This window comes from Bacteroides sedimenti, from assembly GCF_040365225.1.
GTDB classification, from domain to species: Bacteria; Bacteroidota; Bacteroidia; order Bacteroidales; family Bacteroidaceae; genus Bacteroides; species Bacteroides sedimenti.
The window spans coordinates 1,748,440-1,771,314 of record NZ_AP028055.1 but is presented as its reverse complement, the minus strand read 5'-3'; the positions used below and the strand labels follow the sequence as shown (position 1 = coordinate 1,771,314).

The following is a 22,875-nucleotide window of genomic DNA, read 5'->3' as shown; positions in this document are numbered from 1 at the left end:
TATTAATTTACGTAGACTTCGGGGAAATAGCGGGAAAATAGTTCTTTGGCATGTTCCAGCTGCTCAGGAGTGTTCTCCTTTACATGTTCAAGCTGGTATGGTTTCTTTAAAACCTCATATTTATGTTTACCCAGCGTATGGTATGGCAGAATTTCGATGCGCTGAATCATGGAATACGATTCGAAATGTTCGCACAGTGCAATGATATCTTCTTGGAAATCGCTGTATTCGGGAACCAGCACATAGCGAATCCACATGGGTTTCTTTGTTTCTTCCAGATAGGCAGCAGTGCTCAGAGTCTGAGCATTGCTGCGTTCTGTAAGTATCTTATGATGTTCGGGATTGAACTCCTTGATATCCAGCAGAACCAGGTCTGTGAGTGACAGGAGTTCTTTCACCTCATCATTCATTATTCCTCCATTAGTATCCAGACAGATGTGTATTCCCTCTTCTTTTAGTCTGCGGAAAAGCGGAATAAGCTCCTTTGCCTGAAGGGTAGGTTCGCCTCCACTGAAGGTAACTCCCCCTTTCTTCCCGAAGAATGTTTTCTGGCTGAGTGCCATTCGTACAATCTCTTCCGGTTCAGTGAGCTTTCCTCCTTTCGAAGGAATGGTGTCTGGATTGGCACAGTAGAGGCAGCGGAAGTTACATCCCTGCAGAAATACTACAAGGCGAAGCCCCGGTCCGTCATAGGTGCCCATGGATTCATATGAATGAACTTTAATCATTTTGTTGTCATTACATCTTGGAATGGAAACTTCTGGAGATAACTTCCAGCTGATGTTCGCGGCTCAGGCTCACAAAGTTTACTGCATATCCCGAAACACGAATGGTAAGCTGCGGATAATTCTCCGGATGTTCCATTGCATCTTCCAGCATTTCGCGGTTCAGCACATTCACGTTTAGGTGATGAGCTCCTTTGCTGAAGTAGCCGTCCATCATGGTAACCAGGTTTTCCACACGGTCTTGTTCTGTTACTCCAAGAGATTTGGGAACAATAGAGAAAGTGTTGCTTACACCATCCTGAGCATCGTCGTAGTTTATCTTAGCAACAGAGGTCAGGGAAGCAATCGCACCCTTTTCGTCACGACCGTGCATTGGGTTTGCACCCGGAGCAAAGGCAACACCCTTCTTTCTTCCGTCTGGTGTAGCGCCTGTTTTCTTACCATACATCACATTCGAAGTAATGGTCAGGATAGAAAGGGTAGGGCGGGCGTTCTTGTAGATAGGCAGTTTGCTAAGTTCTTCGCTGAAATAGTGAGTCAGTTTAACGGCCAATTCATCTACACGGTCGTCATCATTACCATAGCAAGGGAATTCTCCTTCAATATCAAATCCTTCTGTTAGTCCCAGTTCATTACGACGCGCGGTTACCTTTGCAAATTTGATAGCCGAAAGTGAGTCGGCAGCAATAGATAAACCGGCAGCACCATAAGCCAGATTGATGCGAGGATTGGTATCAATAAATGCCATCTGAGCCTTTTCGTAGTAATATTTATCGTGCATGTAGTGAATGATATTCATCGACTCGTTATATACACGCGCAATTTCTTTCAATACCACTTTATAGTTAGCCATCACTTCATCGAAATCGAGTACATCGCTTTTCAATTCAGGAATACCCTTTACCATGAGCGTGCCTGTGTTTTCGCATCGTCCGCCGTTGATAGCCAACAGCAATGCTTTTGCCAGGTTGGTTCTTGCTCCGAAGAACTGAATCTGACGGCCAATATCCTGGAAGGATACGCAACATGCAATACCATAATCGTCGCTGTGACGAATGGAGCGCATCAAGTCGTCATTTTCATATTGGATGGATGATGTATCGATGGACACTTTTGCGCAGAAGTCTTTAAATCCTTCAGGCAATTCGGGCGACCAAAGAACTGTGAGGTTTGGTTCGGGAGATGGTCCCAGGTTGTATAACGTCTGTAAGAAACGGAATGAAGTTTTTGTCACTTTGTGACGACCGTCATTGAATCTTCCACCCAATGATTCTGTCACCCATGTCGGGTCACCGGCAAAGATTTCATTGTATGAACCCATTCTCAAGTGACGAACCATTCTTAGTTTAATCACGAACTGGTCAATCAGTTCCTGTGCAAATGATTCATCGATAAGTCCCTTTTCTAATTCGTAATCAATATAGATGTCTAGGAAAGAAGATACATTTCCCAGTGACATTGCCGCACCGTCTTGTTCTTTCACTGCTGCAAGATAGGCCATATATACCCATTGTACAGCTTCTTGTGCATTGTGTGCAGGGCGCGAAAGATCTAATCCATAATATTCGCCCATGATCTTCATCTCGTTCAGTGCTTTGATTTGCTCTTTCACCTCTTCGCGTAATCGGATGCGGGCTTCAGTCATCGGGCCGGTCAGATTATGAAGGTCGTTTGTTTTAGCTTCAATTAATCTGTCTAAACCGTAAAGAGCTAAACGGCGGTAATCGCCAATCACACGTCCACGTGCATAGTTATCAGGTAATCCGGTTAGGAATCCTAAAGAACGGAAGGAACGAATCTCATCAGTGTACACATCAAACACACCCTCGTTGTGAGTTTTGCGGTAATGAGTAAAGATATCCTTTACCTTTTCGTCTACTTCCAGCCCGTACTCTTTACAAGCTTTGGCTACAACATTGATGCCACCGAAAGGTTTGATTGCTCTTCTCAACAATTCATCAGTCTGCAAACCAACGATTAACTCGTTTTCTTTATCAATATATCCTGCTTTATGAGAAGAGATAGTTGATACAGTTTTGTTATCGATAGAGCGCACACCGTTGTTTGCTCTCTCTTCTGCAATGGCAGAAAGGCATAAATCCCAGATTTTCTTTGTACGTTCGGTAGGTCCTGAAAGGAATGACGCGTCACCGTCAAAAGGGGTAATGTTATTCTGAACGAAATCTCTTACATTAATCTCTTTGCTCCAAACACCATCTTTAAAAATATTGTTCAATTCCATAAAAAGTAATTTTAGGTTGGTTCGTCTTTTTATTAGAGCGCACAAAGTTACAATCTTTATTCCAAATATAGTTCCAAACGATGTATAAAATATGTTTTATAGCACATTTTTATGGAAACGAAAGCTTTTTTAGGGACAAAATTGATAATATTCATAGAAAACTATTGCATGTTCTAATTATTTGTTTACCTTTGCACCGCTTTTAAGAGAAAGAGCAATCACAAAACAATTTTGGAGAGGTGGCAGAGTGGTCGATTGCGGCGGTCTTGAAAACCGTTGAACTGCGAGGTTCCCGGGGTTCGAATCCCTGTCTCTCCGCTGAGTTAACCGGATAAAACCGGTCAGGTAAAAGCAAAAATCCTATAAATCAATGATTTGTAGGATTTTTTTTTGTTTGAAAAATTGATTCTAATAAGTTCAAAATAATATTGGTATTTATAAATTCATAATTAGATCTTTATGAAGATAAAACCTTTATTTATATCATTATAATTTGTCCTTCCTTCTACTATTCATACAAAAAGGGATGGACTGTAAAAGGCCATCCCTAGTTCTTAATGGAAGTATGAACTTTCATTAAGAAAACAAATCAACAAGAATACATGTTCAAATCAATCTTTAACCTTAAAATCAACTGAGATACCTTCTTGACTGTTTGTTCCTACCCAAAGAGTAAACTCTCCAGGCTCAACAACTCTATTCATATCTATATTCCAAAAAGCAAGTTCTTCAACAGGAAGCTTAAACGAAACATTTTTTGTTTCACCCGGCTTTAATGTAACGCGTGTAAATCGCTTTAGCTCTTTCACAGGACGTACTACCGACCCCACTTTATCACGAACATAAAGTTGTGCAACTTCTGTTCCTTCACTATTACCAGTATTCTTCAAATCAAAAGTCACAGTGATTTCATCTTTAGGAACAAACTCTTTTGAAGAAATCTTTAGATTTGAATACTGAAACGTAGTATAGGAGAGTCCGTAACCAAATGGGAAAAGCGGATCAAAGCCGGCATCAAGATAAAAAGAAGTACAACCCAAAGATGTTTGTCCTGCCTCCACTGGAATGCTATCCAACAATGTTTCATGTCTGCTTGCAGGACGACCGGTATTATTATGATTATAGTATATCGGTATCTGTCCAACTTCTTTGGGAAATGTAACCGGAGTTTTGCCACTGGGGACAGATTTTCCAAAAAGAAGGTCTGCAATGGCAGGACCACCCATTGTTCCCGGATGGAAAGAATAAAGAACAGAATTAGACAATTGCGTTTCTTTTTCTATAGTAAGAGGACGGCCAGCCATAACTATCGTAACCAAAGGTTTGCCTGCTTTTGCCAAAGCTTCAATCAAAGTCGTTTGTGCACCTTTAAGATGAAGATCGGCCAAACTGTGAGCCTCACCCGAAAGTATAGCCTCTTCACCGACAAATGCCAAAACTAAATCTGCATTGGCTGCAGCGTTAACAGCCTTTGCAATATTTGCAGTATTCTTATCGCGAGTAAATGCCAAAGCGGGTTCATAAATAATCTTCACCTTATCTCCGTAAAACTGTTTCAATGCCTGAAGTGGAGTTTGAGTTTTTGTCTTTTCGCCATCAAAGGTCCAGGTTCCCATTTGTTCGTAAGGAGCATCAGCCATTGGACCAACTACTGCAATTGTTCTCACCGATGCGTTTATTGGCAATGTATTCTTATCATTCTTCAATAAAATAGCCGATTGAACTGCTGCCTCTTTAGCTTTAGCGAGATTTTCAGGAGTATACATTACAGAAGTGGCCTTCTCATTTATATAAGGTTTATCAAATAATCCCATACGGAATTTAATGCGAAGGATATTGCGAACAGCATCATCAATTGCTTTCTCAGATACCTTACCTTCTTTAATTAGATCTTTAAGATTATTCATGTATGTATAGCTAACCATTTCCATATCTACTCCGGCATTTACAGCTTTCATTGCTGCATCTTTATCGTCTGCACAGAATCCATGATTAACCATTTCTTTGATAGAAGCCCAGTCGGAAACCACAAATCCTTTAAATCCCCATTCATTACGTAAAACTGTTTTCAGAATAAACGGATTACCTGATGAAGGAATCCCATCATTATCATTAAACGAAGTCATGAACGTAGCAGCTCCTTGTTTCGTTGCAGCCTCAAAAGGAGGTAAATATACATTCCGAAGTTCACGCTCTGTTATGTGTGTTGAATTGTAATCACGTCCACCTTCAGCAGCACCGTAACCAACAAAGTGTTTTGCACAAGCCAGCATAGAAGTCGGATCATTCAGTGAATCACCCTGAAAGCCTTTAATCATTGCTGCTCCCATTACAGAAGTCAGATAAGTATCTTCACCACAACTTTCAGCTATTCTTCCCCAACGAGCATCTCGTGAAATATCAATCATAGGGGCAAATGTCCATCTTACTCCTACAGATGTAGCTTCAATGGCAGCTACCCGAGCACCATCTTCTGCAATCTGAGGATTGAAAGATGCAGCTTGTCCCAATGGAATAGGAAATATTGTTTTAAAACCATGAATCACATCACGGGCTATAAGTAGCGGGATGCCCAGCCGAGATTCTTCTATAGCTAATCGCTGCAAAGCATTCACCCGCACCGGATCTATTTCATTGAGGATTGATCCAACTTCTCCTTTCTTTATCAATCGGCTCATTTCTTCAAGATTACCGTATGAACTTATTTGATTCATTTGGCCAATCTTTTCTTCGAGTGTCATTTTAGATAATAATCTTTCTACTCTTTTCTCTACTTGATGGTTCTTCATCTCCTTATTCCCAGAACAAGATGCTAAGGATATAAAAAAACAACAAAAAGATAATACCATTATTTTTTTCATAATGTTCTACTTTAATAATTTATAAACTTTTGAGTGTTCAGTTGTTTTCCGCTTTCAACAGAAATAAGATAAATCCCCTTTGCCCAAGCAGAACAATCAATCTCCATCATAGAATTTGTCGTTGAGAAATCTGCTAATACCCTGCCTTGCATGTCAGTAACAAATAAGTGATGAAGACATTTATCCTTAAAACTTATTTGCAGTAAGTTACTGACGCGATTAAAATTTGATTCAAAAGACTTCTCTTCTTTCTGATTATTTAATGCCGTATTTTTCTGGTAAACTCTTACATAATCAATTTCATAAGTAGCGGGGAATATTTGTGTGTCTACTCCCTGAGCACCACCCCAATCTCCACCAATAGCCAAATTAAGCTTTAGATAGAACGGAACATTAAACGGCCATGTATTCTTGTTTCCTGTTCCATCATTACTAAAAGTGAAATAAAGTTCACCGTCCACATAAGCACGTATTCTTGTTTCAGTCCATTCCAACCCATATACATGAAACTCATTCTCTGCATTTTGAATTGTTTTTGTACTTGTTTTCTGTGTTCCAATTTTATGGTTATATGCTTGAGTATGGATTGATGCATGAACTACATTAGGGTCATATCCCACATATTCCATTATATCTATTTCACCATCTAATGGCCAGCTTTGAAAATTCTTTGGCAGCATCCAAAAAGCAGACCATACACCTTTTCCACCAGGCAATTTAGCACGCATTTCAAAATATCCGTATGTCCAGCTGTTACTTGTATTCATACGAACAGAGGCATACTCCATTCCATAATACTTTCTTTTTATTGCTTTTATTTTAAGCGTACCATCGTTTATACCAGCCAACGTATCATTGTAAAATGTTGTTGTTCCGGCAACGTAGTATTGAAGTTCATTATTTCCCCATCCGCCGCCACCGGTTTCATACCACCAATCACCCTTATCAGGGCGTAAAGCTGGTTTTCCGTCTGTTGTAAGGGGATCATTGAACTCATCTGCCCATACTAATCCATATCCGGCGGGAGCTTGTGCTCCTATTTTTATATTAGGAGTCGCCAAAAGAATAATAAATAAAACGATACTTAAATTTATTTTTTGCATAATAATAGTTGGTATAAGAGGGCAGCTTTAAGCTGCCCTCTTCATCAAAAGACTATTTATTTACTAAAAGAGAAATCATCAAGGAAGAATATACCCGGTGCAGCATGTCCTTCTCCACCAAACTGAATTACAATCCGGTCATAATCCTGACGAGTACTTACTGAACTGAAATCGAATGTCAATTCAATCCACTTATCAGTAGCCAGATTAGCTTTCACAACTTCTGTTTGTGTTTGCCATGCATTTCCACCCAAGCTACTATCCTGCAATTTCACAGATACCTGATGTTGAAGCTTATTGATGGTAATCCAGCTGCCTGCTACATCGTAAATCCCATCATAATCATTGTAGGAAGGAAGATATACTTTCAATTTTATCTTATTCTGCTCAGTTAAATCAAACTTATAGGTCTTTGCGTCAAAATAAATATTTGAATAGAAGGCAGACGTTTTCTGATACAAGAACACTTTGCTTGATGTATTAACCCCAATTGGAGCAGGATTTGAATAGAACGGATCTACCAACGGGCCCATATTGTCATAAACAAAATTAACTTTCTTTGTTGCACTTTCAAAGTCTTCTGACAAAGGAGAAGCCTTGACAGGAATTACAATAACAGGTTTCACATTCTTTTCTTTCGGGATAAAACGGTACCACCAGCCATTTCCTGATTCGGTAGTACTTGCACACTTCAAATAAAGTTCATCTTCGGTGAGCTTAATTATTTCATAAGTTGATGTACCCGCATAATGCCCAAAGAATGCTCCGTCACTTAATGTAAGAGTCTTAGCCGATTCATTCAGACTAAAAGTGTAGGCTGCTTTAGGAACATAAGCTACATCAAAATCGCCATCACCCGGAACTACTGAATTTGTATAACCTAATTCGGCAAGTTTCTTTCGTCCATTTTCATTGGTATAAACAAAGCCATTATTTTTCCACACCATTTTCACACCTATCTGAGTAAATGTAAATTCCTGAGAATAGAGGCAAGATTTTGATTTACCCTCAGCCGGACAGCTCCACCAACTTGGTTTAGTATCAGCTACCGGGCCTACGCCAAAGTGTCCATCATGATACTGATCAAATACCCATGTTTTACCAGCCAGATTACTTGCACCGCCAGTCAGCGCATTATACATCGGAGTATTTAATAAAGACATATCATCATTTGCAATATTAAGAGTCTTGGTAATAGAAGCAGAACCACCCTTTGTATATAATGTCATCGTAACTGTATAATCACCTTTAAATGGATATTCAGCTGTGATTGATTCTCCTTTTCCTTTTGCATTATTTCCCAGATCCCAAGTTGCAACGCCTGCTATTTTAGAAGTGTTTTTAAATTCTATTACATTCGGTTTGGTAGCTGAAGGAGTTACAGTAAAGTCCAGCTGTTCCGAAGTTGGCATTTCACCCAGAGCATAATCAGAACTATCCTGCGGATTGCAAGCTGTGATGGCAAAGAGTGAAATCAATGCCAAAGTTCCTAATTTAAATATATTTTTCATATTTATTTCCTTTAATAATTATATACTGTTTAATATCCCGGATTTTGAACCAACTTGAACTCTCCTTCTGTTTTTTCTATTTCAGATTGAGGAATCGGCAAGTATTTACAATGTTCATCCCAAGTTCTTACAGAAGAGAATGCAGGTTTGTTTTCTGTCAGCAAAGCAGTATCTCCCCAACGTACCAAATCCCAGAAACGCATTCCTTCACCCAGGAATTCACGGCGTCTTTCCAACTTAATATTAGCTGTAGTGGCAGGAATAGAATTTACACCAGCGCGCGTTCTGATTTGATCAAGGCACGATTGCGCAGTAACACCTTCAATCGGTGCTACACCGTCAATAACCATTAACTCTGCAGCATTTAATAGCACTTCAGCATAACGGAAGATGCGTAAGTTATTGCTAAAATTCAAATCAACATCTCCCGGAGGAGGATTGTATCCTTTACGGGCAGCATATTTGCCCATAAACAATCCTGTATTTTGGAAACGTGCAGAATAGGTCCCGTCTTCAAACTTATTGATAGAGCCGGCTCGACGTGTATCTGCATCTTCATAAATAGCATAAGTTTCCGTACGAACAGGTCCGAATCCCCAACCGCCAATAAATGGTTCTTGTCCTACAAGGTTATTTGGAGAAATAAAAGCAGGAAGATTAGTACCATATCCTTGCCATCCAGAAGCCCATGTTTTTCCTTCGGGAAGCTGATTGCTTTCAAGAATCGATTCGTTGCAGAATTCGCCGCTCTCTAACCATATTGCAGAAAAATCACCCAATAATGTATACTTGCCACTCTTAATTATTTCGACCATATCCTTTAATACTTCTGCGTATTTTGACTGATCTTTTTGGTACATCACAACTCTTGCTTTAAGCATCTGAGCTGCAGCTTTGGTTATACGTCCGTCATTGGCCGCAGTTGTACGCATAGGAAGTTTGTCGCCCTCAATGGCAAAATCGACATCTGCTATGATCTTTGCATAAATTTCGTCGACTTTATATTGTTTTGCCATGTATGGTGCAGGAAGATCTGATTCAAAATATGGAATGTTACCCCAGAATTTCCATAACCAGTGAGTATAATAAGCACGAAGAAAATGAGCTTCCGCTTTATATTGGTTTAAATTTGCTTCAGATACACCTTTGGCTTTTTCACATGCCTGGATAACATTGTTACAACGGCTAATGCCACTATAATAGATATTCCACAATCCTGATGGAAGCTCTGTTGCCGTAGAAGTAAACTGAGAAAGACGGTATAACTGTCCCTGGTCACCAGCGTCGCCACCACCTTTATAAATATCATCTGAACGCAAATCAGACATCAAGACTATACTGTTATAATTATTTGCCGCATAGCTATCAAATAAAAGTATCTGATAACAAGAAGCCAAGTTAGACAAAATAGCCCCCTCTGTAGCATCACCTCCTGCCTCTTGGGAAGCAGTGGGAGTAATTGTCAAAAATTCATCGCCGCAAGAAGAAAAACCAATCATTGTGGCCAATGCTATTATAAAACTATATTTTTTCATATTTTCTTATTTTAAAGGTTAAAAGCTTATGTTTGCTCCTACAGAGATAGTTCTTGACTGAGGATAAATGCCTTTGTCTATACCAATAGTTGTATAATTTCCTGAAGCAATTTCAGGATCAAAGCCATCATATCCGGTAAAGGTCAATAAGTTTTCGCCAGTAACAAATAAGCGAAGTTTCTGTATAGACATTTTCTTAGTCAGATTGCGTGGTAAAGTATATCCCAATTGCATCACTTTCAAACGAACATACGAGCCATCTTTAATGTAAAGATCTGAAGAACGCCAGTTACGATTAGGGTTGACAGCAGTCATGCGAGGAATCTTATTTGATGTACCTTCACCAATCCAACGGTCAAGTATCCACGACGGACGGTTCATTGCTGTGATATCACCACGTTGTGCAAAATCAAAGATGTCATTTCCTTGTGTTCCCTGGAAGAAAATATTTAAATCAAATCCCTTCCACTCAGCACCAAGAGTAAGACCAAATGTCCAGTCAGGCATTCCTTTACCAATTTTTGTTTTATCAGCATCAGTAATCAGTCCATCAGGAATTGATTTACCGTTTGCATCTACAGCTCCGGCTATATCTTGGAAAATAACATCCCCGGGTTGGGCTTTTTCACCATATTTAGCATTATATTCATCTGCTTGTTGCTGGTTTTGAATCAGACCATTTGTTTTAAAACCATAGAAGAATGGATAAACCTCATTGTTTTTGCCTTTTACATAACTACCTACACCCGAAGCACCAGCATCTTCATAAATTGCTTCACCACTGGCATTACCAAGTTTAATCAGTTTATTCTGTAAATAGGAAGCATTTGCCTGAACATTAAATATGAAATCGTTTACTTTAAGTTTATAGCCAGTTTCAAATTCCAATCCCCAGTTTTCCATGTCTCCGGCATTAGCAATCGGAGCACCTTTTCCTACATATGCTGGAATAGGTTGGTCCATTAACATACCATTTGTTTTCTTCTTGAAATAGTCAAAACCAAAAGTCAACGAGTTATTAAAGAATCTGGATTCAAAACCTAAATCTATTTGCTCTGATTCTTCCCATTTTACATCTGGGTTAGAAATTTTTGAAGGACTACTACCATATTGCATAGTAGATGCATTTCCTGAACCAAAATAATAGTTCTGTCCACCATCCATCAAACTTGTATATCTGAACTGCCCGATTCTCTCGTTACCATTTTTACCCCAGCTACCACGTAATTTCAGATTATTGAACCATTCAGGACGATTTTCCATAAACGCCTCATTTGTTACGTTCCAACCAACAGAGAAAGAAGGGAAAATACCCCATTTGTGACTTGGACCAAAGTTTGATGATCCGTCACGACGAACAGTTGCCTGGAACATATATCGTTCATCAAAGTTATAATCCAAACGGCCAAAGTATGATGCCAACGTTAAGGATGAAAATCCACCTGTTCCACCTGCTACGCGTTCTTTCTCTCTGTCAGCAATAGCATAATCTATATTAGCTTTACTTGGATCAGTTTCTAACAAATCATAATCATCTCCATAAAGTTCACGAACTTTATATTCTTTAGCCGATTGTCCAACTAATAATGTAAGATTGTGTTTCTCTGCAAATGTCTTAGTATATGTCAGCGTATTTTCCACCTGCCAGGTATATCCACGATGCATATTTGAATAAACGGAGCTTTGACTTATGTCTTTTCCCTGAGTTGCTAGAAAATAGGGGAATGTATATCCATCATTACCCCAGAATGCAAGGTCAACGCCAAAACTTGATTTAAATTTCAATCCATTTACGATATTGATTTCTCCCCAGAAAGTAGATACAAACTTATCAGAATTTCCTTTTCCTAATGTTGGAGAGTTAAGCATTGCTACCGGATTAGCAATTTCCTGAAATCCACTTGGAGGAGTTGAGAATACGTTGCCATTTTTATCTTTAACCGCATAAGGATGAAGAGCTAATACTGCAGCAGGATCTGTTGCATAAACAGGGATTGTTGGATCAAAAGCCAGAGCACTACCTAATATTGAACCATACTCTGAGTTTGTTTCTATACTGGTTGAATTAGCTCTTGAATAGCCCAAATTGATTCCAACTTTCACCTTATTTAGGAAATTACGTTCATTGGTTTCATATATATTATATGTGTTATTAGCACGAAGGCTCCAACGGCTAAAGTTTGATTTACCATAGTTGCCGCCAACAATACCTTCCTGATCAAAATATCCTAAAGACAGGAAATAGGTAACTTTATCAGTTCCACCATTAACACTTACCTGATGACTTTGTACCGGAGCATCATAATTAAATGTTTCATCCTGCCAATCTGTACCTTTACCTGCATTTTTAATCTGATCGGCAGTATACTTAGGAGAATTACCATCATTGATGGCTGCTTCATTCATTACAGTCATATACTCAGTCGCATTCAGTATAGATTTTTTCTTCCATGGATTTTGCCAGCCATAAGAAACATCGTAATTGATAGTTGTTTTTCCGGAAAGTCCTGATTTGGTTGTTACAAGGATAACGCCATTGGCAGCACGAGCACCATAAATTGCCGCAGAGGCTGCATCTTTCAGAATTTCCACAGATTGAATATCCACAGGGTTCAGATAATCAATACCTCCATCAACGGGCATGCCATCTACAATATAAAGAGGTTCACTGTTGTTAACGGTTCCAATACCACGAATTCTGACTTTGGAGTCAGCTCCTGGCTGTCCAGAACTTTTTGTAATTTGTACACCAGATACTTTTCCTTTTAATGCATCTTCAACGCGTGTAGGAGAAGTCTTCTCTAAATCCTGTGAAGTAACCTTACTAATCGCAGCAGTTACCACACTTTTTTTCTGTACTCCGTAACCAACTACAACTACCTCGTCAAGAGTCTTTGAATCTTCAATCATGATAATGCGTAAAGGTTTAGCATCATTCACAACAACTTGTTGCTGTTTATAGCCAACATAAGATATTACTAAAGTGCTTTTTAGCGGAGCGGAAAGTGTAAACTCTCCATTCAGATCAGTTATAACACCAGTTGTGGTACCTTTCACTGCCACATTAACTCCTATTAGCGGCGAATTATCTTCCCCCGCTAGGACTACACCTTTAATCTGTATATTCTGTGAAAATACAGTTAGGGTGAAACAAAATAAAAATAGAAATGATAATAACTTTTTCATAAGTATTATAATTAAGATTAACTATTTAAACAGTGCAAACATAGTTAACGAGCGTTTAATTTAAATTATTTTCACCTATTTATTATTACGTCAATCAAAAGATATAAATACGTTAACAACTCGTCAAAAAAATGTATATATCTAATATTTAGTATTTTAAGTATACGTGCATCTATTTCGTTACATTTCTTAAAAGAAAATAAAACATTTCCGGCTCGATTATTAATCGAGCCGGAACAATATGAAAGATAATAAGATAAAAAATGCTTAAAGTTTATTGGCTAAGTAATCAGTTAAGCTTTCGTCTCTTTCCAAATTAAATTTTTTTCTAAGACGATAACGTATTGTCTCAACTCCTCTTATGGATATATTTATAAGAGGAGCTATCTCTTTAGAAGAAAGGTTCATTTTGAGATAAGCGCACATCATTCTTTCATTGGCAGAAAGATCGGGGTGTTTTTCGCTCAAACGTTTCATAAAGTTATTGTGTATTAGGTCAAACTGTTCTTCTATACGTTTCAATACCTCGTCAGATTGTATATTCGAATCAATTTTACTATTTACAACCATCAGCATCTGTTTTGATTGTTTTGCCCCTTCTCCTTTCAATGTAGATATTACTTTAAATAATTCCTGCTTTATTTCAGTGAGCATCTCATTCTTTCGGACAAAGTTTATCATTAGATTTGCCATTTCCTGGCTCTTGTGTTGAAGCTCATATTCCAGCTTTTCTTTTTCCAATTCCATAATCTGATGTTCTTTCCGGGCATTTTCCTTTTCAAATTCTTTTTCTTTTAGGAAAAGTTCTTTGTCCTTTTCAAAAACCGCTTGTTGCTTTTTGCGTTTCATTCTTAAATCATCCCATCTGTAAACGTACCAAAACAAACTTAAAAGAAGAATAAGGTAGAATACATAGGCTATTGATGATCTATACCAAGGAGGCAATATTATAAACGTGAATTCATCAACAGAAGTTGTTCCATCGGCAAAGATTGCTTCAACCTGGAACGTATGTTCACCTTCATCCAGATTACTATATTCTTTAGTTAATGAAGAGGTATAATCCGACCACTCTTTCTGATCCTTAAACCGATAACGAAAACTAACTTCCTCTCCATGTGTGAAAGAATACAAATCGTACTCAAACCTAATGGAATTCCTTTGATGCGGAATTTCCGGAATATAATTCTTTCCAAGGAAGTTATCTGAATATATTAAACTGTCACTAGGATATGAGAGAAAAACTGAACGTATATGCACAGCAGAGCGTTCACTTGGCATTTCTTTTGTTGGAGTCTTTAGTAACGCAAATCCATAATCATTAGGTATTATTATCTGAGAAGCTGATATCGGGATCAATTTTTCGAACCCTTTTACTAATTCAATAGAAGGATGTTCTATGGAATAAAAATGTCCAATTCCTCCTTTTTTATAAGTATCCAGACTAGCAATATTTATTCCACTATTACTTAAACTTAACAGATGATTTTCATACTCATAAAGTTTTAAGTATGACTTTGTACCATTCAGCATATTATTCATTTCAGGGCAAATTTCTATTATGTCTTTTTCCTTATTATATTTGTATACCCCCTTTGAAGTAGTAAAATAAATATTGCCGTTCACCTTATTTACATATATATTTTTATTAGAAGGCAGTCCTTTGTCTTTTCCATAGAACTTAGTCCTTTTTACTCTGAAATTAGTTACATCAATATCAAAACGGATCAACCCTTTGTCATTGTTATGCAGCCATATTACATTGTCAGATTCAATCTCAAAATTTTCGGCAGAATCATTCATCCCCTCCATCCTCTTTTTCAGTTTCCACTCTCCTTGTTCCTTTTGCATCAGATAAATACCATCATACAAGCCCAGCATCACTTTATTCGGATTACCCTCCATTATTTTACAATTCCAGACTCCGGATATTGACCCAATCTTTTTCATTGTTTCGCCTTTTACCCAAAAAACGCCTCTGTCGTGCAAACAGAAAATATCATTCCCCACCCGGCATAAATCCCATACCTGTCCACTGGATTGAGGTATATGATATATATCAAGCGGCTTATCATTCAATGAAATAGGATAATGAGTATAATAAAGTCCCCGATTGGTTCCAAGATAAAGAAATGATCCTGAAAGTATGGCCGAATAACCGGCCCCATAAGAATATGGATAAGAGTAAAGATTGGATAAAGGAGAATTCAGACAGATATAATCAATACCATTATCTAGCCCCGCCCATAGGTTCTCACGACTATCAAATCCCAAAGAAAGTACTGTGTTGTTTTGAAGCCCGTTATTTTCATTGAAATACTTCACCTTCATTGTGCTCTTATTAATTAAAAGCAACCCCATGTGGACGGTCCCAATTGCTATCTGATTCTTTGAAGAAGCTACAGAAAATATTTCATTCTGCGACATAAAGTTCTCTACTCCGGTTATATAATGAGAGAGAGCCTTTCCATCCCAGTAATACAGGCCGTCATAAGCAGTAGCAATAATAACTCCTTTTTTATGAGGGATAATTCCTCTTATTCTCTTTGAATTAAGTTCCTCTGCGCCGGGTAAAGGGAAAAAAGTATTGCCAATAAGTATCTGAACTCCACGGTTCGTACCAATATACAAAATGCCATTTACAAGGCTCGAGCAATCAATTTTACTGTTGGCAGGTATTAATGTATATTTCCCGTTTAGACATTTCAATACGGCACCGTCTGCCTGTAAATAAAGAATATTATCATTTTCATGGATCCGCCAGATATTTCCTATTGAACGTAATGACGGTCTTAAAGAATCGGACACACAGTGGTAAATCAGCTTTCCACGTTTATCAGGTTCAAAATAACCGAACTCATTAATTCCACCCACATAAATTCTGTTACGTGCTCGAGAAGGAAAAACGGAACGCACATCCGAACCATTATTTAAAGGAAACACTCCCCAATCACTTCCATCAAATTGCAACAATCCATTTTTATTGGCAAAGTAAACCCAGTTATTATTATAAGAAGCGACTTGCCAGGTTTGCGAACCTTTGCCGTAAATTTCCTTTTTGTAATTGATAATAAAATTATTCCAACTTGCTGAAAGTCTGATGAAAGGGACTAAGGATAAGACTAAGAATAAAAAATACCTATTCAGATTTTGCGTTATCGAGTTCATGTATTAGGATTGATTTAAGGATTATAAACGTATCCGACAACACAAATGTATTAATTAGAATTATGATTTCAAATTACTTCTGAATAATTATTAACTTGATTACTCCTTTTCTTGATAGGTATATATTTGTTGAAAATTATAAATAAGCACCAAAAATTAGTAGGGCTAGTCTCTAGTTTTTTCACTCCCTTCATAAAGTGAAAAGAGGATACTAAAAATGGTATCCTCTTTTTTATGCATGCACTTTGCACTATTACAAATCTATATCCAGATTCATTCCATCTATATTAATAGAAACAACTGTTTTGAAATTGATTATTTCAGAACTATTTCTGAATCTTTTTCATCACTTCATCTTTGGTTAGAGGTTTTGTACAGAAGAACCAGTCGTGACATGTAATGTTACTCTCTTTCCCTTCCATTCTGTCTTTAGCAACTCCGCAAGAACCGGCGGTAGGTACAATTACATCATCTCCAGGTTTCCAGTCGGCCGGAGTAGCCACATTGAACATATCTGCAGTCTGTAATGCCATTACAACCCGTTTTAATTCATCAAAATTACGTCCTAACGAAAGCGGATAATAGATGATGGTTCGAATCTTTCCGGAGGGATCAATTACAAATACTGCCCGTACGGCTTTTGTACTACTCTCGCCTGGCTGAATCATGCCGTACTTGTGAGCTACTTTCATGGTGATATCTTCAATCAATGGAAACTTCACCTCTACATTTTTCATTCCCTTGAATTCAATTTTCTCCTTAATGGTACGCAGCCAGGCAATGTGACTGTACAGTCCATCAACGGAGAGACCTACCAATTTACAGTTGAGTGATGCAAATTCGCTTTCCAGGGAAGCAAAAGTGATAAACTCTGATGTACATACTGGAGTAAAATCGGCAGGATGGCTGAATAAGATAACCCAACTTCCATAGAAATCTTCTGGAAATTTAATCGGTCCCTGTGTGGTTATTGCTTCAAAAGCAGGTGCGGGGTCACCGATGCGTGGCATAGATATTACTTCTTGTTCCATAATTATGATTTGCTGATTTATAGTTTGTCTAATAAGAACAGCTTTCCCAGGTATTTGTTTGAGGGCCTGTAAGTAATTTAACACTGTTTTTGTGAATGAATATAAATAGAATAGTTATGTCCATATTCATAATATCACTCTTGATATCATGTGATTGAACAAAAAAACGGGATACAATGTCTCCGTAATATGATAGATATATTTATATTTGCCTCTGAAAAATGGGTAAGCCATTATATATATAAATATGATACTTTATGAGAAGTTTATTTTCTGAGGGTTATAAAAAGGTTTATGCCTTATTTTTGTTTTTTTTGATAGGTATTATATTTATCCCTGACTCATTTGGGACCAATATTCAAAATAGACCTATTTTGATTATCAGTTCATATAACCCGGAGGCATCAAGTACTGCAAAGAATATCTCTGCTTTTATCGATGAGTATAAACATTTGGGTGGACAACTACCTATAGTTATAGAGAACATGAATTGTGGTAGCTTTACCGAGTCTCGTTCATGGAAAGGCACAATAAAACAAATTCTTGATAAACACTCATCATCTCAAGACACTCCGGCACTTGTTATACTTCTGGGTCAAGAGGCCTGGTCATCATATCTCACCCTTGGCCGTCAGCTATATGAACAGATGAATCTCAAAAAAAATGCGAATGATAGTTTATATAAATTGATGTGCAATGCTCCGGTAATCTGTGGAATGGTGAGTCGAAATGCAATTATGCTTCCCGAAGATGGTGACTCACCTAAAAAATGGGAACCGCAAAGCATCGATATGCTGAAGGATGTACCTCCATTCATTAAAATGGCCGGATATGTGTATCAGTATGATGTTGAAAAGAACCTTCAGTTAATAAAGAAGCTATATCCTGCTACTAAAAATATAGCTTTAATTACGGATAATACATATGGTGGTGTTTGTTTCCAAGCGTTTGTTAAGAAAGAAATAAAACGTTTTTCTAAGTTTAATCTTATTTTGCTTGATGGAAGGCAAAGTTCTATTTATACCATTATTGACCGCATCAGTTCTTTACCTGCCAATACAGTTATCTTGCTAGGAACCTGGAGAGTTGATAAGAATAACGGATATTTCATGAATAATGCCACTTATATGATGATGGATGCAAATCCTAGGATTCCCGCTTTTTCGGTTACCTCCATTGGTCTTGGGCATTGGGCGATAGGAGGTTTAATTCCTGAATACCGGATGCTTGGAAAAGATATGGCTTTGCAGGCTTATCAGTTGTCCGAAAAAGGAGGAGGGTATAAAACCCACATTGAGTTTATTTCCAACCGATACAAATTCGATTCAGAAAAGGTAGAGAGTCTGCAAATTGAGCGAGCCAAACTTCCTGTTGATTCTGAGTTTATAAACGAAAAACCTTCATTCTTTGAAGAATATAAATACATAGTTTTCGGAGTTGTGTTTGTAATATCAATACTGTTATTTGGATGGCTTATTTCACTTTATCATTTGATGCGTACTAAAAAACTGAAGGATGAGCTCGAAATTTCAGAAGCAGAATTGCGTATAGCCAAAGAAAAGGCCGAAGAATCAGAGCGGTTAAAGACTTCCTTTCTGGCTAATATGACACATGAGATACGAACTCCTTTAAATGCAATTGTTGGATTCTCAAATGTACTTGCAATAGGAGGAAATACGCAGGAAGAAGTCGTTGAATACAACAAGGTGATTCAGACCAATTCCGATTTATTGTTACGTCTTGTAAACGACATACTGGATATCTCACGATTGGAAACGGGACGTCTTAAATTCTATTATGAAGAGTGTAATGTTACTTCTTTGTGTAAAGAGGCTTATTCTTCCGTTGAGTCAACTTGTGATAAGCCGATAAAATTTATCTTAAACTCTCCCGATCCGAATTTTGTTCTGGTAACAGATGTCCATCGTTTGCAACAGGTGTTACTTAATCTGCTTTCCAATGCTTCTAAGTTTACAAAAGAAGGCATAATTACTCTCGATTTTAAAATCGACGAAAAGAGTCAGATGGTTCATTTTACTGTTACAGATACCGGAGAGGGAATACCCGAAGGGAAAGAGCATCTTGTATTCGACCGTTTCGAGAAGTTGAATGAGTTTAAACAGGGTACAGGTCTCGGACTTGCCATTAGTAAAACAATTGTCTCTGTTTTCGGAGGAGAGATCTGGGTAGATGCCTCATATAAAGAAGGAGCACGTTTTATTTTTACGCATCCTATTGATTTACAGTCACAAGATATATTTGCAAAATAAAAAACGCGTCAAATGTTTGGAGGTTTCAAAAAATGTTGTAACTTTGCAACGCTTTTGAGAGAGAAAGCAATCACAAAATAGTTTTGGAGAGGTGGCAGAGTGGTCGATTGCGGCGGTCTTGAAAACCGTTGAACTGCGAGGTTCCCGGGGTTCGAATCCCTGTCTCTCCGCTGATTAAATCAGAAACAAACAGGTTCCATAATTCATTGAATTATGGAACTTTTTTTATTGTATTCCGTGCATAATTAATATTCATTGTTTGTTTTTTTACAACACTTATTGCTTTATGGAGAAATTAAGTAAAATAATGCTGCAATTACAATCAAATGAAGTGTTGATTTATATCTTTTAAATTGCTTAATCATAATAAATTGTGTGAAACCTAGCAGTTTGAAAGCTCACTTTTTTGACTGATCTCCTCCCATTATTCGGATACAACTAAATTAGAGTCTACCCTGTAATTTAACACTTCAAATTCCACCTATTCCGGCGTTCTGTCCTGCAAAGAGCTATGTGGACGATAGCTGTTATAATCTCTACGCCACGACTCTATTTTAGCTCTTGCGTCTTGCAAAGATAAGAACCAATTTGTATTTAAACACTCATCTCTAAAACTTCCGTTAAAAGATTCTATAAAAGGATTGTCTGTGGGTCTTCCAGGACGGGAAAAATCCAACGTTACTTTATTCTCGTATGCCCATCGATCCAATTCCTTTGAAACAAATTCAGGTCCATTATCAACCTTTATCCTTTTTGGCTTAATGCCATAAAGAACATGTAATTGCTCTAATGTATTTACAACATCGTTGCCTTTTAAGGATTGGCCAACCTCAATGGCCACACACTTTCTGCTGAAATTATCTATAACAGTAAGTGTTCTGAACTTCTGTCCGTTATACAACGCATCGGATACAAAATCCATGCTCCAGCATTGATTCATCTCTTTTACTACCGGATAATTTTCTCTGTGTATCCCGGCTCTGCTTCTACGGTGACGCTTTGAACGTAGATTTAATTCTTCCGCTTTGTAAAGCCGATAAACACGCTTGTGATTGTCCTTAAAACCTTCTCGGCGAAGCAATATGAATATGCGCCAAAAGCCATATCGTATTCTTGTTTGCGCTATTTCATGCATTCGCATACAAAGAAGTTCATCGTTTTTAGGTTTGGACTTATAATACCAAACTGAACGATGAAGCATGACTCCAGCAGTCGCCTTTTGGACAGAAACCTTATATTCACCTATTAAATCCATAGCCGCTTCACGTAACTGGGAAGGGGTCAGAACTTTTTTTTAAAACATCCTGAAGCATCTGCTTATCCAAGGAAAGATCTGCGACAATCTGCTTCAACTTCTGATTCTCTTCCTCCAACTGTCGTAAACGACGAAAATCGGGAACTCCTAAACCACCATATTTCTTCTTCCAATTATAAAAAGTGGCTTCACTTATACCCATCTTACGGCAAACCTCCTCGGTCTTCACCCCTGTCTCATTTTGCTTTAATGCAAAGAGAATTTGCGACTCTGTAAACTTTGATCGTTTCATAACAAAAACAATTTGGATAAATATAATTATTTAAGTCCGAAACTCTAATTTTGAACTGTCCCTTTTTTCGGGGGGAGGTCAAAAAAGGGAAGCTGACATACGGTATTGAGAAGTCAGACAGCAATAGATGTAAATATATCGATTATGCGGGCATTTGTCCTGATGCGACAAATGGTTATCGGATATGATGAACTTCTTACGCGTATCGAGGAACTGGAAGAAAGTACAGATGCGCAGTTCAGTGAAATATACCAAGCTTTAACCCAGTTATTAAGTAAACCTGACCCCAAACCAAGAAAACCCATAGGATACAGAATACTTGATGAAGAAAAATAACTTATCACAGTTTGTAATAACCTAATGATGGCGAGCCGACAAAGCCCGCCATTACTTTATAAGTTATATGTTATTTAGAATAATGACTGACAATAATATTATAACCTTGTTGTTCTTTAATTGGAACAATCATGTGAATTAGAGTTTCATTATAATCCACACTTTTCTTTATTATTTTGCATAGTATGGATAAATTCTCTTTCTGCCTGCTATTTAATCGTTTATCTAAATTAGTAAGGCTACCATCAAACTCATCTAAAAATTTATAAAATCTACTGATTATTCCAACGACACAATCTGAAAGTTGTATCATAGAATCATCTTTAGAATCTTTAAATTCATATGAATTGAAAGGTATTCCATTTTTAGTAAATGTAACTCCCTTGAAATGGTTATCCTCAATCTGCCGCTCATGGTCAAATATATGTTTTGAATTATGGAAGGTATATATTGGATAGTAATAAAATTGAGAAAGGTCTTTCAGTAGCATTAAATCCTCTTCATCTTGGATGAATGGTAATTCTGATATGTTTTCATCTTCAATTCTTTCAATTAGCAAATCAATGTAGTGAGTTGTATCGAGCTTATTTCCTGATATATATCCTCTAAGGTCTACAAGAAAATCCACAATGTCTTCATGACTTATATTAGGATAATTGTATTTATATAGAATATTATTGAACTGATTGTGGTCTGCCTTTGCTATTTGATACAAGTCATCTTTCAAATAAAAATGAAAACCATATAATTCTTCATCTATGATAGAATCAACAATATCAACAAGGGAGTAGTAATATAGATTTGCAACTGAATAGTGTATGTAGATGTCATGGTTTAAAATCCAATTTAAGAAAGGATTTATTTCTCTTTTATCAAGGACTTTAAAAATATCTCCATTATAAACATGTTTACTTTTAATTTCTTCCAACTCTTCTGGTATTCGGAGCTTTTCTCTTAACTCTTTTACGTCAGGAGGGTTGATGTCTTCTTTTAGCATTATACCTCCAAGGACGAAGTGCCTATCAATTTGTTCATTTATACCAGTTTCTTTTAAATAATACTTACGAACATTATCTGTCTCATCATAGTAAAAAGTGGTAGTAATGTCAAATAAATGTTTAATGGGTAACATTTTTATTGCCCTTCTAAAATCTTCTATTTTATATTTTATATCAATCATACGTCCAGTAAATTGCATGGTTTGTCATTCTTTGCAAAGATACGTTTTAAAATTCGTTTCTCTCTAAAAGAAACTAATGCTTTTTTTCCAGCTTCTTATGCCGTAAAACCCTCCCATAGGCAGTCATTCCACCGGGGCGGTTTATCATTTCCATTTCTATATGCAAAAGTATTTACGGCT

Annotated in this window: 12 protein-coding genes, 2 tRNA genes and 1 pseudogene; 4 read left to right on the top strand and 11 right to left on the bottom strand. The window is 37.4% G+C overall.

Going from position 1 to position 22,875, the window contains the following annotated elements; all coding sequences use genetic code 11:
* Positions 1-2: 2 nt before the first annotated feature.
* Positions 3-728, bottom strand: a complete 726-nt coding sequence (pflA, locus tag ABWU87_RS07135) for a pyruvate formate-lyase-activating protein (RefSeq protein WP_353334296.1) — start codon at positions 726-728, stop codon at positions 3-5.
* Between the two features lie 10 nt (positions 729-738).
* Positions 739-2,967, bottom strand: coding sequence for a formate C-acetyltransferase (gene pflB / locus ABWU87_RS07130; RefSeq protein ID WP_353334295.1), 2,229 nt, complete (start codon positions 2,965-2,967; stop codon positions 739-741).
* Between the two features lie 233 nt (positions 2,968-3,200).
* On the opposite strand from pflB, the gene ABWU87_RS07125 reads away from it, so the two are divergent.
* Positions 3,201-3,285, top strand: a tRNA-Ser gene (locus ABWU87_RS07125).
* 293 nt (positions 3,286-3,578) lie between these two features.
* On the opposite strand, the gene ABWU87_RS07120 is transcribed toward ABWU87_RS07125, so the two are convergent.
* From ABWU87_RS07120 to ABWU87_RS07090, 7 genes are all read right to left on the bottom strand, one after another.
* Entirely contained in the window at positions 3,579-5,828 is a 2,250-nt protein-coding gene (locus ABWU87_RS07120; RefSeq protein WP_353334294.1) for a glycoside hydrolase family 3 N-terminal domain-containing protein, read from the bottom strand.
* An 11-nt stretch (positions 5,829-5,839) separates the two neighbouring features.
* Positions 5,840-6,931, bottom strand: coding sequence for a family 16 glycosylhydrolase (locus ABWU87_RS07115; protein ID WP_353334293.1), 1,092 nt, complete (start codon positions 6,929-6,931; stop codon positions 5,840-5,842).
* A gap of 56 nt (positions 6,932-6,987) precedes the next feature.
* Positions 6,988-8,442 carry a PKD domain-containing protein gene (locus tag ABWU87_RS07110; RefSeq protein ID WP_353334292.1) on the bottom strand — a complete coding sequence of 485 codons (1,455 nt, stop codon included), beginning with the start codon at positions 8,440-8,442 and terminating at the stop codon, positions 6,988-6,990.
* A gap of 29 nt (positions 8,443-8,471) precedes the next feature.
* A complete protein-coding gene (locus tag ABWU87_RS07105; protein ID WP_353334291.1) occupies positions 8,472-9,977 on the bottom strand; it encodes a RagB/SusD family nutrient uptake outer membrane protein in 1,506 nt (501 codons plus the stop codon).
* 18 nt (positions 9,978-9,995) lie between these two features.
* Entirely contained in the window at positions 9,996-13,163 is a 3,168-nt protein-coding gene (locus ABWU87_RS07100) for a SusC/RagA family TonB-linked outer membrane protein (protein WP_353334290.1), read from the bottom strand.
* A 267-nt stretch (positions 13,164-13,430) separates the two neighbouring features.
* Positions 13,431-16,331, bottom strand: coding sequence for a transcriptional regulator (locus ABWU87_RS07095; RefSeq protein ID WP_353334289.1), 2,901 nt, complete (start codon positions 16,329-16,331; stop codon positions 13,431-13,433).
* Positions 16,332-16,657: 326 nt separating this feature from the next.
* On the bottom strand, positions 16,658-17,362 hold the full coding sequence (locus tag ABWU87_RS07090; RefSeq protein ID WP_353334288.1) for a peroxiredoxin: 705 nt from the start codon (positions 17,360-17,362) through the stop codon (positions 16,658-16,660).
* 257 nt (positions 17,363-17,619) lie between these two features.
* Between ABWU87_RS07090 and ABWU87_RS07085 the strand changes: the two genes are divergently transcribed.
* Together ABWU87_RS07085 and ABWU87_RS07080 are read left to right on the top strand one after the other, a co-directional pair.
* A complete protein-coding gene (locus ABWU87_RS07085; RefSeq protein ID WP_434533913.1) occupies positions 17,620-19,632 on the top strand; it encodes an ATP-binding protein in 2,013 nt (670 codons plus the stop codon).
* 85 nt (positions 19,633-19,717) lie between these two features.
* Positions 19,718-19,802 (top strand) — tRNA-Ser (locus ABWU87_RS07080).
* 311 nt (positions 19,803-20,113) lie between these two features.
* On the opposite strand, the gene ABWU87_RS07075 is transcribed toward ABWU87_RS07080, so the two are convergent.
* Positions 20,114-21,179, bottom strand: a protein-coding gene (locus ABWU87_RS07075; RefSeq protein WP_353334286.1) for an IS3 family transposase whose coding sequence is annotated in 2 segments (ribosomal slippage) — positions 20,114-20,927 and positions 20,926-21,179 — 1,068 coding nt in all. Because the reading frame shifts where the segments join, the coding sequence is not laid out codon by codon here.
* A gap of 99 nt (positions 21,180-21,278) precedes the next feature.
* Between ABWU87_RS07075 and ABWU87_RS07070 the strand changes: the two are divergent.
* A pseudogene (locus ABWU87_RS07070) lies at positions 21,279-21,515 on the top strand (ORF6N domain-containing protein); the annotation flags it as partial.
* A gap of 70 nt (positions 21,516-21,585) precedes the next feature.
* On the opposite strand, the gene ABWU87_RS07065 reads toward ABWU87_RS07070, so the two are convergent.
* Entirely contained in the window at positions 21,586-22,695 is a 1,110-nt protein-coding gene (locus ABWU87_RS07065) for a DUF3800 domain-containing protein (RefSeq protein WP_353334285.1), read from the bottom strand.
* Positions 22,696-22,875: the final 180 nt, after the last annotated feature.